The sequence below is a fragment of the Streptomyces sp. NPDC045956 genome (assembly GCF_056430705.1).
On the sequence record NZ_JBWKKZ010000002.1, the window covers coordinates 699,792 to 714,861 of the forward strand.

15 protein-coding genes are annotated in these 15,070 nt (G+C 74.7%); 8 read left to right on the forward strand and 7 right to left on the reverse strand.

The window, feature by feature from the left end; genetic code table 11:
- Positions 1-34: 34 nt before the first annotated feature.
- The 3 genes from AC07FV_RS08830 (at position 35) to AC07FV_RS08840 (ending at position 2,909) form a co-directional block, all read left to right on the forward strand.
- Positions 35-247 carry an MbtH family protein gene (locus tag AC07FV_RS08830; protein ID WP_383635941.1) on the forward strand — a complete coding sequence of 71 codons (213 nt, stop codon included), beginning with the start codon at positions 35-37 and terminating at the stop codon, positions 245-247.
- Between the two features lie 6 nt (positions 248-253).
- Complete coding sequence (locus AC07FV_RS08835; protein WP_479085692.1) at positions 254-1,831, forward strand: amidohydrolase; 1,578 nt, start codon at positions 254-256, stop codon at positions 1,829-1,831.
- A gap of 181 nt (positions 1,832-2,012) precedes the next feature.
- The gene (locus AC07FV_RS08840) at positions 2,013-2,909 is read left to right on the forward strand and encodes an aminoglycoside phosphotransferase family protein (RefSeq protein WP_479085694.1); all 897 of its coding nucleotides are present in this window, start codon (positions 2,013-2,015) and stop codon (positions 2,907-2,909) included.
- A 61-nt stretch (positions 2,910-2,970) separates the two neighbouring features.
- On the opposite strand, the gene AC07FV_RS08845 is transcribed toward AC07FV_RS08840, so the two are convergent.
- Positions 2,971-3,927, reverse strand: coding sequence for an ankyrin repeat domain-containing protein (locus AC07FV_RS08845; RefSeq protein WP_479085696.1), 957 nt, complete (start codon positions 3,925-3,927; stop codon positions 2,971-2,973).
- 270 nt (positions 3,928-4,197) lie between these two features.
- On the opposite strand from AC07FV_RS08845, the gene AC07FV_RS08850 reads away from it, so the two are divergent.
- Positions 4,198-6,789, forward strand: coding sequence for an MXAN_6230/SCO0854 family RING domain-containing protein (locus AC07FV_RS08850; protein WP_479085697.1), 2,592 nt, complete (start codon positions 4,198-4,200; stop codon positions 6,787-6,789).
- Between the two features lie 51 nt (positions 6,790-6,840).
- Here AC07FV_RS08850 and AC07FV_RS08855 read toward each other — a convergent pair whose 3' ends face one another.
- The 4 genes from AC07FV_RS08855 to AC07FV_RS08870 form a co-directional block, all read right to left on the reverse strand.
- Complete coding sequence (locus tag AC07FV_RS08855; protein WP_384696897.1) at positions 6,841-7,263, reverse strand: DUF6003 family protein; 423 nt, start codon at positions 7,261-7,263, stop codon at positions 6,841-6,843.
- A gap of 99 nt (positions 7,264-7,362) precedes the next feature.
- Complete coding sequence (locus tag AC07FV_RS08860) at positions 7,363-8,217, reverse strand: 5-oxoprolinase subunit C family protein (RefSeq protein ID WP_479085698.1); 855 nt, start codon at positions 8,215-8,217, stop codon at positions 7,363-7,365.
- A complete protein-coding gene (locus AC07FV_RS08865) occupies positions 8,214-8,876 on the reverse strand; it encodes a 5-oxoprolinase subunit B family protein (RefSeq protein WP_479085700.1) in 663 nt (220 codons plus the stop codon). Before AC07FV_RS08865 ends, AC07FV_RS08860 begins: the two co-directional genes overlap by 4 nt.
- Positions 8,873-9,625, reverse strand: coding sequence for a LamB/YcsF family protein (locus tag AC07FV_RS08870; RefSeq protein WP_479085702.1), 753 nt, complete (start codon positions 9,623-9,625; stop codon positions 8,873-8,875). The genes AC07FV_RS08865 and AC07FV_RS08870 overlap by 4 nt, the downstream gene beginning before the upstream one ends.
- Before the next feature lie 250 nt (positions 9,626-9,875).
- Between AC07FV_RS08870 and AC07FV_RS08875 the strand changes: the two genes are divergently transcribed.
- The 4 genes from AC07FV_RS08875 (at position 9,876) to AC07FV_RS08890 (ending at position 13,311) form a co-directional block, all read left to right on the forward strand.
- The gene (locus AC07FV_RS08875) at positions 9,876-10,595 is read left to right on the forward strand and encodes a DUF969 domain-containing protein (RefSeq protein WP_356610266.1); all 720 of its coding nucleotides are present in this window, start codon (positions 9,876-9,878) and stop codon (positions 10,593-10,595) included.
- Positions 10,592-11,566, forward strand: a complete 975-nt coding sequence (locus tag AC07FV_RS08880; RefSeq protein WP_479085703.1) for a DUF979 domain-containing protein — start codon at positions 10,592-10,594, stop codon at positions 11,564-11,566. Before AC07FV_RS08875 ends, AC07FV_RS08880 begins: the two co-directional genes overlap by 4 nt.
- 78 nt (positions 11,567-11,644) lie before the next feature.
- Entirely contained in the window at positions 11,645-12,295 is a 651-nt protein-coding gene (gene pcp / locus AC07FV_RS08885; RefSeq protein WP_479085704.1) for a pyroglutamyl-peptidase I, read from the forward strand.
- Positions 12,295-13,311, forward strand: coding sequence for a DUF2891 domain-containing protein (locus tag AC07FV_RS08890; RefSeq protein WP_479085706.1), 1,017 nt, complete (start codon positions 12,295-12,297; stop codon positions 13,309-13,311). Before pcp ends, AC07FV_RS08890 begins: the two co-directional genes overlap by 1 nt.
- Before the next feature lie 94 nt (positions 13,312-13,405).
- On the opposite strand, the gene AC07FV_RS08895 is transcribed toward AC07FV_RS08890, so the two are convergent.
- Together AC07FV_RS08895 and AC07FV_RS08900 are read right to left on the reverse strand one after the other, a co-directional pair.
- Positions 13,406-14,203 carry an alpha/beta fold hydrolase gene (locus AC07FV_RS08895; RefSeq protein ID WP_479085707.1) on the reverse strand — a complete coding sequence of 266 codons (798 nt, stop codon included), beginning with the start codon at positions 14,201-14,203 and terminating at the stop codon, positions 13,406-13,408.
- 87 nt (positions 14,204-14,290) lie between these two features.
- The gene (locus AC07FV_RS08900; protein WP_479085709.1) at positions 14,291-14,959 is read right to left on the reverse strand and encodes a type III effector protein; all 669 of its coding nucleotides are present in this window, start codon (positions 14,957-14,959) and stop codon (positions 14,291-14,293) included.
- Positions 14,960-15,070: the final 111 nt, after the last annotated feature.

Below are 15,070 nucleotides of genomic sequence, written 5' to 3' on the forward strand. Positions count from 1 at the left end.
GAGCCTAACTTAACGTGTCGGGAGGTACCGCGGAATGAGCACCAACCCCTTCGATGACACCGAGGGCCGTTTCCTCGTCCTGGTGAACGCCGAGGGCCAGCACTCTCTCTGGCCCTCCTTCGCGGAGGTGCCCGGCGGATGGACGGTCGCCTTCGAGGAGAACACCCGGGACGCCTGCCTGGAGTTCGTCGAGGCCAACTGGACCGATTTGCGCCCCCGTTCCCTCGCCGAGGCCATGGACGCCTGAGGCCCGATGCTCTGCACCAGGCTCACCAACGCCCGCTTCCTCACCATGGACCCGGACCATCCCGTCGCCCACGATCTGGGTGTCTGGCGGGGCCGGATCGTGGGGCTCGACGCAGCCGTCACCTCGCTCCCCGCGCGCGAGGTGATCGACCTCCAGGGCGCGACCGTCCTGCCCGGCTTCATCGACGCCCACGTCCACCTGGCGTGGACGGGGTTCAAGCAGCGCACGCCGAGCATCGCGGGACACACCCGCATCGACGACGCGCTCGCCGCCATCGACGAGGCCGTCACGCGCGAGGGCGCTCCGGGCGCCTGGGTGAGCATCGCCGGCTACGACCAGCGGACCCTCGGCCGGCACCTGACCGCCGCCGAACTGGACCGGGTCAGCCACGGCCGCAAGCTGTACGTGACGCACGACTCCGGGCACGGGTGCCTGGTCAACTCCGCCGTTCTCGACCTGCTCCCGGCCGACGTCCCGCACGAGGACGGCTTCCTCGCCGAGGGCGCCATGGGCGCCGCCCGCGCGCTGCGCCTGCCGTACTCCCAGGAGGAGCTGGCCGAGGCGATCGGGCGGGCCGCCCGCGGCTGCCTGACCGAGGGGATCACCGCCTGCGCGGAGGCCGGTATCGGCGGCACCCTCCTCGGCCACGGGCCCCTGGAACTGGGCGCCTACCAACTCGCCCGAGATCAAGGCCTGTTGCCGATCAGGGTGCAGCTCATGGTGTCCGCGGACCGCCTCCGCCCGGTCGCCGCCCACCGGGACGACGGCATCCCGCGCGCCCTCGACCTCGGCCTGCGCACCGGTTTCGGTGACGGGCGGCTGTCCGTGGGGGCGCTGAAGGTCTTCACCGACGGCGGCATGATGGCCAGGACCGCCGCGCTCACCCGCCCGTACGAAGGACTCGGCCACGCGGGCCAGTTGCAGGACGACCCCGACGTGCTCGCCGGCACCATCGTGGACGGTCACCTCGCCGGGTGGCAGCTCGCCGTCCACGCCATCGGCGACCGCGCGGCCGACGTGGCCCTGGACGCCCTGGAACGGGCCCAGCGCCTGCGACCGCGGCCCGGTGCCCGGCACCGCGTCGAGCACGCCGGCCTGATCCGCCCCGACCAGCTCCCGCGCCTCGCGCGACTGGGCGTCAGCGCGGTCGTCCAGCCCTCCTTCCTGCGTCACTTCGGCGACGACTACGCGGCGATCATGGGCGAGGAGCGGGCTCCCTGGCTCTACCGCGGCAGGGCGTTCCTGGACCACGGAATCCCGCTGGTGGGCAGCTCGGACCGCCCCGTCGCCGACGGGTCGCCGTTGCACGCCGTCCAGTTCATGGTCGAGCGCGCCTCCGCCTCGGGCCGCACCATCGGCCCCGACGAGGGCATCACCGTCGACGAGGCGCTGCGCGCCTACACGGTCGCCGGCGCCTTCGCCTGCCACTGGGAGGACGACCTGGGCAGCCTCACCCCGGGCAAACGGGCCGACCTGGTCGTCCTCGGCGACGACCCGACGCGCGTCGACCCGTCGCGCATCGGCGCCATCGAGGTGGTGGCGACCTACGGCGACGGACGCGTCGCCGGGGACCCGACGCGGTAGGACCCGCCGCCGTGGGCCGGTGCGGTGGGCCGGTGCGGTGGGCCGGTGTCGCGAGCGGCGGCCCGCCGACGCGTGCCACCGGGAAATCCGGTCGACAGAAGGGCCCGCGAGGCACTGGGATGGCCCGGACCGCCTGCCGCCGCCCGCCGTCCGCGGTGGGCCCGACTCAGGAGACGCCCCGTTGCGGAGCCACAGCACACCGCGTCGGCCCCGGATCGACACCGCACTGGTGAGGCGGCTGGTCGACGCGCAGTTCCCCCAGTGGGCGGGTCTGCCGCTGCGGCCGTTCGAGCCGGCCGGGTCGGACCACGTGATCCACCGGCTGGGTGAGGAGCTGGCCGTCCGGGTCCCCCGGCACGCCGGCGCCGTCGGACAGGCCCGGAAGGATCTCGCCTGGCTGCCCCGGCTGGCCCCGCACCTGCCCCTGGAGGTCCCGGTGCCCGTGGCGGTGGGGGAGCCCGATCTCGGCTACCCGTGGCCCTGGGCGGTCTCCCGCTGGCTCGACGGCGAGGTGGCCACCGTCGAGGCGCTGGCGGAATCGGCCGGGGCCGCCACCGAACTCGCCCGCTTCCTGCGCGCACTGCAACGGTACGAGACCGAGGACGCCGTGGCACCGGCGGCTCTCGCGGACCTCCGCGGGCGGCCCCTCGCCGATCGGGACCGGGCCACGCGCGCCGCCATCGCGGACGTGGGCGACGTGTTCGACCCGGAGGCCATGACCGACCTGTGGCGAGCGGCGCTCACGGCGGAGCCCTGGGGCGGCCCGCCGGTGTGGTTCCACGGCGACTTCCACACCGGCAACCTGCTGACCGTGGACGGGAGACTCAGCGCGGTCATCGACTTCGGCGAGCTGGGACTCGGCGACCCGGCCCGCGACCTGATGATCGCCTTCACGCTGCTCTCGCCCACGTCCCGGTCCGTCTTCCGCGCCGAGCTGGGCGTGGACGACGCCACCTGGACGCGAGGTCGTGGCTGGGCCCTGGCCACCGGCCTGAACGCCTACGTCGCCTACGCCGCGACCGAACCCCGGGTCGCCGCACAGACGACACGGCAGATCACCCAGGCCCTCATCGGCTGAGCGAAGAGGGAGGGGCCAGGGACGGCCGGGCCGCTCTCCCGTGCGCGGGACCGGCGGCGGGTCAGTCCTTCCAGTAGCCGCCTCGCGGCAGGCGGACCCACAGGTCCGCGGGCCCCGTCACCGCGCGCGCGTCGGTCAGGCGCAGTCCCGCGTAGGCGCATGAGTAGGCCACCGCGTTGCCGCCGTACACGTAGGAGGCCAGCACCTGCTCGGCGGTGTCCTCCGGGTTCGGTCCACCGCCGGGGTGCAGATCCCAGCCTTCCACGGTGCCGTCGCGAGCGATGCTGCCCTGGTTGCCGCTCTTGGGGTTCGCGTACAGGCCGTAGCAGACGGTCCCGGCGGACAGCCGGGTCAGCACCCCCGGCATCTGCGGCGCGTACCCCCACGGCTGGGTCACGAGGCAGCCGCCCGGCACGGACGTCACTCCGACGATCTCCAAGCCGTCGTCCATGTCGTACGCGTACGGATCCTCCAGAAACTCGTCGATCTCCTCGCCCCGCACGGGCGACGCGCCCAGCCGCCGCACCGCTTCGGCCGCGTCGATCCCCGCCACGCAGGCCAGGCCGGTGCCGTCGTAGTAGACGCCGCCCAGCACGTCGATGAGCCGTGCGGCCTCCTCGGCCACGGCACGTTCCGCCTCGGTCAGCTCCGCACCGGCCGGGGCGGTGAAGAGGCCGGGTGTCGGCCCGGCCAGGCTCAGCCGCCCGGGTGACCAGCCACCGATCGACCGCCGCCACGGGTCGGCGCCGGCAGCGGCCAGGGCGAGCGCGTTCTCCGCCCTCCGGAACATGACGGCCTCCCACAGCGCCGTCACCCCGTTCTCGAGCGCGTCCACGTCCGCGACCCGACGGGCCAGCTCCGCCACCACTTCCGCGGAGCCGAACGCCGCCGCCCGGTGGAGAGGGTGGCCGCCGCTCCACCTCTCCGGGTCGGCACCCTGCTCCAGGCGCCGGCGGACGTCGTCCACGTCCCGCCAGTCCCAGCCCACCCCGGCCCAACCGTCAGCCCCGGTCGCCATCATGCCCCTCCCGCACCGATGCGAAGGGCCGCGCGCGGGCCCCTCCTTCCCACACCCTCGCAGAGGGGTCCGACACGCCCGCGCCGCGCGGCTGCGTCACCGGGGCGGACGGCTCCGAAAATCCTTTGGCGCTCGCGGACGCGTGTGGTGGGATGAGATCAACGGGGGCGGCTCCCCGGCGTGCATCCTTCTCATCCTCTCGAAAAGACCCGCGCGCCCACTCTCCGTCCCCGTTTCCCCTTCCCCCGGACGTCGTGGAGGATCTCCCCGTTGCTCGCTGCCGAGTCCGTACTGCTGCGCCGTGTCCAGACCGCGTACGTCGACGGGGCGTCCCCGGCCGGCGGCGGAACCGGACCGGCGATGCGCCGACTCGAGGCCGAACTGCTCGGCCGCGGTCACCTGCTCTCCGCTCCCCTGCACGCGGCGCTCGGCGCCCTGGCCACCGACGAACTGGCGGCCGCGCACGTCCGCCTGGTCGGGCTGGCCGACGACCTGCTCGGCTCCGGCCGCACCCACGCCCCGCTCTTCCGCGGCTTCCCGCGCACCGTGCCGCGCGACACCGAGGCGCTGTACGTGGACCGGGTCTTCGCCTTCCTGCTGCAACAGCCGCAGCACCCCTGCGTGCTGTGCGGCGAGGCGCGCACGGTGCACCCCGTCTCGCCGTGTGCGCACCTCGTGTGCCGGCTGTGCTGGGACGGAGCCGACTACGCGGGGTGCCCCGTGTGCCACCGCCGGATCGACGCGGACGACCCCTTCCTGCGGCCGGTCCGGGCCGTCGGGGCCGCGAAGGCGCCGGTGCCCGGTCCGCTGCGCCTGCTGCGGCTGGGCACCGACCGGGCCGCCGACGCCACCGACGTGGTGGACTCCCTGCTGGCCCGCCGTACGCCCCTGTCCCCGCAGGACCGGGACGACCTGCTGACCCTGCTGCCCCTCACACCGGCGGGCCGCGGTGAGCTGCCCCGGGACATCCCGGTCCGGGAGACGAAGGCACTCGTCCTGGGGACGCTCGTACGCGACGCCGCGGACGGCGTGCCGGTACGGGAGTTGCTCGCCGAGCGGCTCACCACTGCCACCGACGTGCTGCGGCTGCTCGCCGTGGTCTGCGACGGCGACCCCGGGCTGGTGACCCCGACGCGGTTCACGAACCTGCCGCGCCCGCTGCGCCGACTGCTGCTCACGCTCCTCGACGGCCTGCCGGCACCGTTCCTCGTGGAGGACGTGCTGCGGCACCCCACGGCGTGGAAGCGGGCCGCGGAGGCCCTGCACCCCTTCGAGCGGCACACCCGGCATCCGCGGGCCGCCCTCGCCTTCGCGGTGCTCCGCGCGACCCCCGTGGACCCCGGCACCGCCTTCGGTGCCGCCCTGCTCGACACGGCCGCCGCGCACCCCGACGCCGTCCGGGTGGACGGGAGCCGGATCCGCCCGGCGACCTGGGCCGGACGTCTGGAGCAGGCGGTGGCCGAGGGCGACGCCGGCCGCGCCGCGACCCTCGCGGGCGAGCGCCCCGGCGAACTCGTGCGCCGCCTGGACCGGTTGCTGCGCCTGCACACCGGCGACGTCCTCGAAGCGGACCTGGAGAAGGCCCTCCTGCGCGGGCTGCCGAAGGTGGGCCCCGGGCCGCTGCTGTCGGCCCTCGGGGCGCTGCGGGCGCGCGCCGAGGACCGCGTCGGCCGCCGCCGCGTGTTCTTCCCCCGCGGGGACGTGACCCGGACCCTGAGCGTCGCGGAGCGGCGGGCCCCACTGCCCGCCGGGCTGGTGTCGGCGGCGGTCGCGTCGCTGGAGGAGGAGGTGCTGCGCCGGTTCGCCGCCGGGCCGTCGTACGAACTGTCGGTCCTGGACGCGGGCCTGGCCGACCTCACCGTGCCGTTCACCGAGCGGACCGCCGCGAAGGCGCTGGTCGCCCTGGGCCGGGGCAGCGCGCAGATGCTTCCCGACGGCGCGCTGCTCCGGCTGTTCCTGCACTGGACCGAACCACGGGGCAACCGGACGGACCTGGACCTCTCCGTCGCGTTCTTCGACGCGGCCTGGCAGTTCACCGGGCTGTGCGACTACACGCACCTGGTCCACGGGGTGGACGCCGCGGTGCACTCCGGCGACCTCACCTCGGCTCCGGCGCCGCGGGGCGCCACCGAGTACGTGGACCTCGATCTGGAACGACTGACCAGGCGAGGGGACGTCTACGCCGTCCCGCTGGTCTTCAGCTTCAACAACGTGCCGTTCGAGGAGCTGCCGGACGCCTTCGCGGGCTTCATGGCCCTGCCCGCACACGCTCCGCGGGACGCGTCGTACGATCCGCGGACGGTGCGTCAGCGGTTCGACCTGGCGGGCGACTCGCGGGTGTGCATGCCGATGATCGTGGACCTGGGCCGCCGCCGGACGCTGTGGACCGACACCCATCTGCCGTCCGCGAGCGGTTTCCAGTCCATCGGCTCGCACGGCGGCGACGGACTGGCGACGGTGGCCCGGAACGTGTGGGAGCAGTTCGCCTCCGGCAGCCGGGTCACCCTGTGGGACCTCGCGGTGTGGCGGGCGGCGGCGTGCTCCCCCGAGGTGGCCGTGACGCTCCGGGGGCCGGAACCCGCGCTGCTGAGGTACCGGCGGGGGCCGGGGGAGACGACGCGTGCGTTCGCCACCAGAGTGGCGTCCACGGAGGACGGTGACGCGTGCGTCCCGCACTCCGACCCCGACGGGGCGGCGGCCCGACTGGCCGCCGGCAAGCGGGTGTTCCTCGCGACGGTCCACGCAGACATCGACGCGGAACGGGCCACGGGCACGTCGTACCGCGTCTTCCCCGGGCCGGGGGACGCCTCGCGGACCCTGACCCGGGTGACCGCCGGGGACCTGGTCGCCGAGTTGGGGTGAGCCGGTCCCGGACCGTCCACCGGGCGACCCCCACCGCGTCACACGGCCGGGTCACACGGCCGTCGCCCGGACGGCCGACAGGTCCTCCCCGGTGAGCTGCGCGACCCGGTGCGCCGGGACACCGGCGGCCAACGCGCGGGCGAGCAGCGCCTCGCGGCCGTCCGCGCAGGTGCGGTAGGCGAGCAGCTCCTCCTCCAGCCGGGCGACGCTCTCCGGAGCGGCCTGGTGGCGCACCCGGCTCAGCTCCTCCTCGCTCAGCGGGACGGGCAGTCGCTCCGCGTCCTCGGGAACGGCCGCCGTGTCCTCCGGCGGCACCAGGCGGAGCCCGGCGGAAGAGGCACCGACGCCCTGCGCGTCCAGCCACGCCCGCACGGCGGGGGTCTCCATGCAGGCCAGGTCGCCGACCGCCGCGGGAGGCACCCCGAGCGTCGTGGCGGTGCCGTCCAGCAGAACGAGGTAGGCGTCGTCGGTCATCCTCGGTCCCTCCCGGGAGAAGCTCATGTCCTGAGTGCCTCCCCTCTACCCGTCTTCGGCCGCCTCATCGGTGGGCCGACCGGCGACTTTCCCGGCAGGTCAGCCCGGCACGAAGCGCACCGGCGTCCCGGCCGCCGCCTGGGCCGCCGCCGCCAGGGCGGACTCCGCGACGACCGCGACCACCGGGTAGCCACCGGTCGTCGGATGGTCGTTCAGGAAGATCACCGGACGTCCGTCGGGCGGGACCTGCACGGCGCCCAGGACCATGCCCTCACTGGGCAGTTCCCCCGTGGACACCCGGTCCAGGGCCGGCCCCTCGGTGCGCAGCCCGATGCGGTTGCTGTGCGGGGAGACGCGGTAGGTGGCCGAGGTGAGGGTGCGCAGGGCGGCGGGGGCGAACCAGTCGGCGCGCGGGCCCGGGCCCACCGGAAGGACGAGTTCGGTGGGCGGTGCCGGCCAGGGGGCGGCCGGGGGCAGCGCCACCGGGCGGGCGGGGGTGCCCACCGGGACGACGTCCCCGTCCCGCAGGGGGAGCGGGCCCAGCCCCGAGAGCAGGTCCGTGGACCGGCTGCCGAGCACCGGCTCGACGGCGACGCCCCCGGCCACCGCCACGTAGGAGCGCACGCCCGCGCTCACGGCTCCCACGTCCAGGACCGCGCCGGCCGGTACCCGCACCGGAGCACCCCAGGCCGCGGGCCGCCCGTCCACGGTGACCGGGCAGGGCGCACCGCCGACCACGACGGTGACGGCACGGTCGGGACGCAGGGCGCAGCCGGTGAGGGTGGTCTCCAGGACGGCGGCGCCGGGACGATTGCCGAGCAGCCGGTTGGCGAGCCGCATCGCCGGTGCGTCGAGGGCGCCGGAGCGGGGCACGCCCAGGTGGGCGTGGCCGCGTCGGCCGGCGTCCTGCACCGTGGTCAGCGCGCCCGGGCGCACGGCCGTGAGCGCGGTCATCCGATGGCCCCGGCGGGCACGTCGGATACCGCGACGAAGCGCACCCGCGTCCCCGGGGTGAGCAGCGCCGCCCGGTCCCGCGCGGTGTCCCACAGCCGCCCCGGGTCGGGCATCGCGCCGATCAGCTGCCAGCCGCCCGGCGTGGAGCGCGGGTAGACCGCGCTGTAGGGCCCGGCGAGTGCGACCGCGCCGGCCGGCACCCGGGTCCGGGGAGTCGCGCGCCGGGGCACGTGCAGCTCCTCGGGCAGACCGGTGAGGTAGCCGAAGCCGGGTGCGAAACCGCAGAACGCGACGCGGTACGTGGGTGCCGTGTGCAGCGCCGCGACCTCGTCGGGGGAGACTCCCCACCGGTCCGCCACGTCCGCCAGGTCCGGACCGTCGTAGCGGACGGCGATCTCCACGACGTCGCCGTCGTCGTCGCCCCCCGGCCGCACCCGCCAGCCGGCGACCTCGCGGGCCAGCGCCTCCGGGTCCGCCACCCCGTCCAGCAGCACCGTCCGCGCCCCCGGCACGATCTCCGCCACGGGCGGCAGGGACCCGGCGGCGCGCCGGCGGAGCAACTCGGTGTGGAAGGCCGCGGTGTGCTCGGCGTCGGGCAGTTCGACCAGGAGCGCGCGGCGGCCGGCGGGACGCGTCGTGACCGTCCGGCTCCCCGTCATGCGAAGGCCCCGATCCCGGCTCCGGACGCTTCCAGCTCCCGACGCACCCGGGCCGCGATCCCGGCCGCGTTCGGGGTGTCGCCGTGCACGCACAGGGAGCGGGCGGCGACCGCGACCGTCGTGCCGTCGACGGCCTCGACCGTGCCGTCCACCGCGATCGTGAGCGCGCGCCGCACCACCGCGTCCTCGTCGGTCACCACGGAGCCGGCCTCGCGCCGGGGGACGAGGGTGCCCCGAGCCGTGTAGGCGCGGTCCGCGAAAGCCTCGGGCACCCCGGTGAGACCGGCGTCCCGGGCGGCGGCGAGCAGACGGGACCCGGGCAGCCCGAGCACCGGCAGCGCACCGCCGGCGAGCCGCACACCGGCCACCACGGCCCCGGCCTGCTCGGCGTCGTGGACGGTGCGGTTGTAGAGCGCGCCGTGCGGCTTCACGTAGGCCACCTCGGCGCCGGCGGCCTCGGCGAACACCCTGAGCGCCCCGATCTGGTACGCCACCTCGGCCGCCAGCTCGTCGGCGGGCACGTCCATCGCGCGCCGCCCGAAGCCCGCCAGGTCGCGGTAGGACACCTGTGCCCCGATCCGCACCCCGCGCTCGGCGGCGAGCCCGCAGACGCGGCGCATCACCGACGGGTCGCCCGCGTGGAATCCGCAGGCGACGTTGGCGCTGGTGACGACGGAGAGCAGGGCGTCGTCGTCGGTGAGGGTCCAGCGGCCGAAGCCCTCACCGAGATCTGCGTTGAGGTCGATCACCCTCTGAACGTAGACGATTGTTGAACGATCCGACAAGAGGTGATCGACCGCCCAGGAGTATCGACGGGCACTTCGCTGAAACGGGTCCTCGGGGGCATCGAAGGATTCACCTCTTGTTAGATCGTTGAACGATCGCTAGTGTCCGTGCATCTGCCACGTATCCGGGGTTAGGGTCCCGGGGCCATCAAGCTCCGGCTCCGCGACTCCCGGAGCCGTGCTCTGCCCCCTCATGCCTGAAGAAGGCCACCGAATGATCGTTCTTCTCGGTGTGGTCGTGGTGATCCTCGGATTCGTCACGCGCCGCAATCCCGTCCTCGTGGTGGGCGTCGCCGGTGTCGTCACCGGACTGCTCGGCAGGATGGACCCGCTGGAGGTCCTCGCGGCCTTCGGCCGGTCCTTCGCCGACAGCCGCTCGGTCACCGTCTACGCCATCGTGCTCCCGGTGATCGGCCTGCTGGAGCGCTACGGCCTGCGCGAGCAGGCGCGCACCCTCATCGGCCGCCTGGGCAAGCTCAGCGCGGGCCGGTTCCTCACGGTCTACCTGCTGGTCCGCCAGGTCACCGCGGCCTTCGGCCTCAACAGCATCGGCGGCCCCGCACAGACGGTCCGGCCCCTGGTCGCCCCCATGGCGGAGGCCGCCGCGGAACGCTCCACGGGGGCGAAGCTGCCCGACCGGCTGCGCGAGAAGGTGCGGTCCTACTCCGCGTCCGCCGACACCGTGGGCGTCTTCTTCGGCGAGGACTGCTTCATCGCCATCGGCTCCATCCTGCTGATCACCGGCTTCGTGAACTCCACCTACCACCAGGAGATCGAACCGACCCAGCTGGCCCTGTGGGCGATCCCGCTCGCGGTCTGCGCCTTCGTCATCCACGGCGCCCGGCTGCTGGTCATGGACCGGCAGCTGGAGCGCGAGATGGCCCTCGCCGCCGCCGAGCACGACCTGCCGCTTCCCGAGGGGGCCGACAAGTGATCAAAGTCGAATGGCTGTACTGGCTGATAGGCCTGGTCTTCGTCGTCATGGCCGTCCAGATGGCCGCCGACCGCAGCAACCCCAAGCGCTGGACCTCCGCCGCGTTCTGGGGACTGCTCGGCCTCACCTTCCCCTACGGGACCGGCGTGGCCAACGCCACCGCCGGCAACGGGGGCTGGACCCTGCCCGCCGAACCGCTCGGCGTCGCGGTCCTCGCCCTGATCGTGCTCGCCGGGTTCAACTTCCTCGGCAAGGGCGTCCCGGTGACCACCACCGACGAGCAGCGCGAGGCGTCCGCCGCCCGGCTCGGCAGCAAGATCTTCATCCCCGCGCTGACCATCCCCCTCGTCGCGATCGTCTGCGCCTCCGTCCTGGACGAGTCCGGACTGTTCGAGACGGGCAAGGCCACCCTGCTCGGCCTCGGCCTGGGCTGCATCGCCGCGCTGGTCGTCGGCATGCTGGTCACCGGCGAGAGGAAGGTGTCCGTACCGATCCGGTCCGGCCGCTCCATGCTGGAGGCGATGGGCTCCGCCCTGCTGCTGCCCCAGCTGCTGGCCGTCCTCGGGTCGATCTTCGCCGCCGCCGGGGTCGGCACCCAGGTGGGGGACATCATGAACAGGGTCCTGCCCGACGACTCCCGGTACCTGGCCGTCATCGCCTACTGCGTGGGCATGTTCCTGTTCACCGTCATCATGGGCAACGCCTTCGCCGCGTTCCCCGTCATGACCGCGGCGATCGGCTGGCCCGTCCTCATCCAGCAGATGCACGGCAACGAGCCCGCCGTCCTCTCGATCGGCATGCTCGCCGGTTTCGCCGGCACTCTCTGCACGCCGATGGCCGCCAACTTCAACATCGTCCCGGCCACCCTGCTCGAACTGAAGGACCAGTACGGGCCGATCAAGGCGCAGCTGCCCACGGGCGTCGCGCTCCTGGGGTGCTGCACCGTCATCATGGCGCTCTTCGCCTTCTGAGGGACGACCCCGACCGGCCCCCGCGACCCCGCACGGCCGCCCCCCACCGCCGCCCGCCCGACCCCGCAAGGATCGCCCATGCCCCGTGTCCTCGTCACCGGCTTCGCCCCTTTCGGCGGCGAGAGCGTGAACCCGTCCTGGCAGGCGGCGTCCCTGCTGGCCGCCGAGCCCCCCGCCGGCCTCACCGTGCGCGCCGTCGAACTGCCCTGCGCGTTCGGCACGTCCCTCGACGCCCTGCGCGACGCCGTCCGCACCGAGAACCCCGACCTGGTGCTCTGCCTGGGCCAGGCGGGCGGGCGGCCCGGCGTCACCGTCGAACGCGTCGGCATCAACGTCGACGACGCACGCATCCCGGACAACGCCGGCCGGCAGCCCGTCGACGAACCGGTGGTGCCGGGCGGCCCCGCCGCCTACTTCTCCACACTGCCCGTCAAGGCCTGCGTCGCCGCGCTGCGCGAGGCCGGGGTCCCGGCCGCCGTCTCCCACACGGCCGGCACCTTCGTCTGCAACCACGTCGCCTACGGCCTCGGCCACCTCATCGCCACCGAGTTCCCCCGGATACGAGGCGGTTTCGCGCACGTGCCCTGGGCGCCGGAACAGGTCCCCGACGGGACCGCTCCGTCCCTGCCGCCCGCCACCGTCGCCCACGGCCTGCGCGCCCTGCTGGCCGCCGCCGCCCGTACGCCGGCGGGACAGGACCTGAAGGTCACCGAAGGAGCCACCCACTGATGCCGCTCAGCGCCCACGCCTCCCGGTTCGCCGGGATCGCCCTCGCCAACATCACCCGCGAGTACCCCCACTTCCCCGCCCATCTGATCACCGCACCCGACGAACGCCTGGAGCCCCGGTCCCTGCACCCCGCCTTCTACGGGGCCTACGACTGGCACTCCTCGGTGCACATGCACTGGCTGCTGGTCCGGCTGCTGCGCCGGCACGGCGGTACCCCCGCCCTGCCCGACACCGGGCCGGCCGCCGACGTACTCGACCGGCACCTCACCTCCGAGAACCTCGCCGTCGAGGCCGCGTACCTCCGGGCCCGCCCCTCCTTCGAGCGGCCCTACGGCTGGGCCTGGCTGCTCGCCCTCGCCGCCGAGTGCCGCGCCCTCCCCGGCGAGGCGGGCACCGGCTGGGCCGGGGCGCTCCGGCCGGCCGTCGCCGCCGTGGACGACCTGCTGGCCGAGTGGCTGCCCAAGGCCACCTATCCGGTGCGCCACGGCAACCACCCCAACAGCGCCTTCGCGCTCGGCCTCGCGCTCGACTCGGGCGAGCTGTCGGCCACGACCGACCGGGCCGTACGGGAACGCCTGCTGGCGTGGTTCGCCGACGACCACGACGCACCCGCGCACTGGGAGCCGTCGGGACAGGACTTCCTCTCCCCGGCGCTGACCGAGGCCGACACGATGCGCAGGGTGCTCCCCGAGGGGGACTTCCCGGCCTGGCTCGACCGCTTCCTGCCCGCGCTGGGCGCCGGCGCCCCCTGCCCACCGCTGGACGTGCCGGTCGTCTCCGACCACGCGGACCCGCAGATCGGCCATCTGCTCGGGCTGACGCTCAGCAGGGCCGCCGCTCTCCGCGCCCTCGCGGACGCCCTGCCGGACGGTGCGGTGCGCGGCCGCCTGGACACAGCGGCCGAGGAGCACCTCGCGGCGGGCCTGCCGGCGGTGGAGCGCGGCGATTTCACCACCGACCACTGGCTGGCCACGTTCGCCGCGCTGGCCCTCGACCCGGTCGCCGCCGCCCGGTGATCCGGGCGCGCCCCGCGGTGACGGCCATGCCGTGACGCGTCCCGCCCGGGGCTCCTGGCACCGCCCGCTCAGGCCGTCCGGTCAGGCCGCCCGGTCAGGCCGTCCGGGTGGGCGCCGAGGCGCGGCGGACCGGCATCAGGGTCTCGACCGCGTCCTGCGCCAGGTGGTCGAGGACCAGCCGCTTCACCGCGTCCGGCTTCTCCAGCGGCACCACGTGGGACGCTCCGGGGACCACGGCCAGCTGGGAGCCCGGAACCGCCCGGTAGAGCGCGACCGTGTGCTCCAGCGTGACCAGGTCGTCGTCCCCGACCACGACGAGGGTCGGCGCCTCGATCCGGGCCAGGTCCTCGGGGGAGAGCGTCGGCTGGGTGCGCCACATGTCGACGACCTTGGCCGCCACCACCGGCCAGTGGTCCGTGCCGTCCGGCGTCACGGCCTCGTACAGCTCCCGGAAGAAGGCGAGGTCCTCGCCGTCCGGCGTCATCGCGTCGAGCATCGCGGGCTCGGCGAAGCACTCGGTGGCGGGGCGGAAGTTGGCCCCGATCACCACGGCCTTCCGCACGAGGTCGGGACGCGCGAGCGCCACGAGCAGCGCGACGACACCGCCGTCGCTCCAGCCGACCAGGTGCGCCGGCTCCCCGACGACCGTCTCCACGAAGTCCACCGTGTCGTCGGCCATCGCCCCGTACGACAGCGGCCCCTCGACGTCGGGGGTGTGTCCGTGCGCCCGCCGCTCGGGCAGGAAGAGGCGGTGGGCGGCGGCCAGGTCCGGGCGCAGCGCACCCCACGTGTCGTTGGTGCAGAAGCCGCCGTGCAGCAGGACCAGGGGATCACCGGTCCCCTCGGTCTCGTACCAGGTCCTGACACCAGGAAGGTCGGCGTAGTCGCCCATCGCTCCAGGCCCTCTCCGCCCGCGGTCGTCTCCCGGCCAGTTTCCGCCGCGCCCCCCGGGCCCGCAATGCGGCCACGGCCGCGCCGCTCAGAGGGCCGCGCCTCCTTCCGGAGCGCCCCGCTCGTCCGTCCCCGCGCCGCGGAGCCGGTCCGCGCTGCGGGCCACGGTGTCCAGGCGTGCCGCCAGCTCCGCGTGACCGTCCGGAAGGCGCTCACGGGCGCCGGTCAGCGGGCCGAGGAGACCGGCGGCGTCGTCGTGCCCGAGAGCCCGTACGAGGGGTGTGCGGGCCTCGGCGGGCAGCTCGGCGAGGGCGGCGACCTGGCCGGCGAGCTGGCGGAGGCCGGCCGCGTTGCCCCGCGCCCAGGCGGTGACGGCGCGGTCGGCGGCCCGGCTGTCCCGGGTGGCCCGCACGCGCTCCTCGCCGGTAGTGCCGGGGGCTCCGGGCCGCAGCCGGAGGTACCGGCGTTCGGCGGCCTGCCGGCTGGCGACACCGAGGGGACGGGCGAGGTCGGCCCAGCTCGCGCCCGCGTCCCGGGCGGTCTCGATCAGTCCCGTCTCCCAGCCCGCGAGCTGGTCGCGCACCTCGCGCAGCAGCAGCAGCGCGGCGAGTGCCTGGTCGGACCCGACCTCGGTGCCGCTGTCGGGACGACGCGGTCGCTGCGCGGTCTGTACGGCTTCCTCGATCGCAGCCAGTGCCGCCTGGGCGGCGAGGAAGGACGCGGGCCGTGCACCGGCCTCCCGTGGGTCAGCGGTCATGGCCACCTCCGTTGATGTCACCCGTTGGATGACGTAGCGAGTTGTCATCGTTTCGATGACATGTTACAACGGATGCAGAAACAGCGCATGAGCGAATCCGCTCGACGTAGG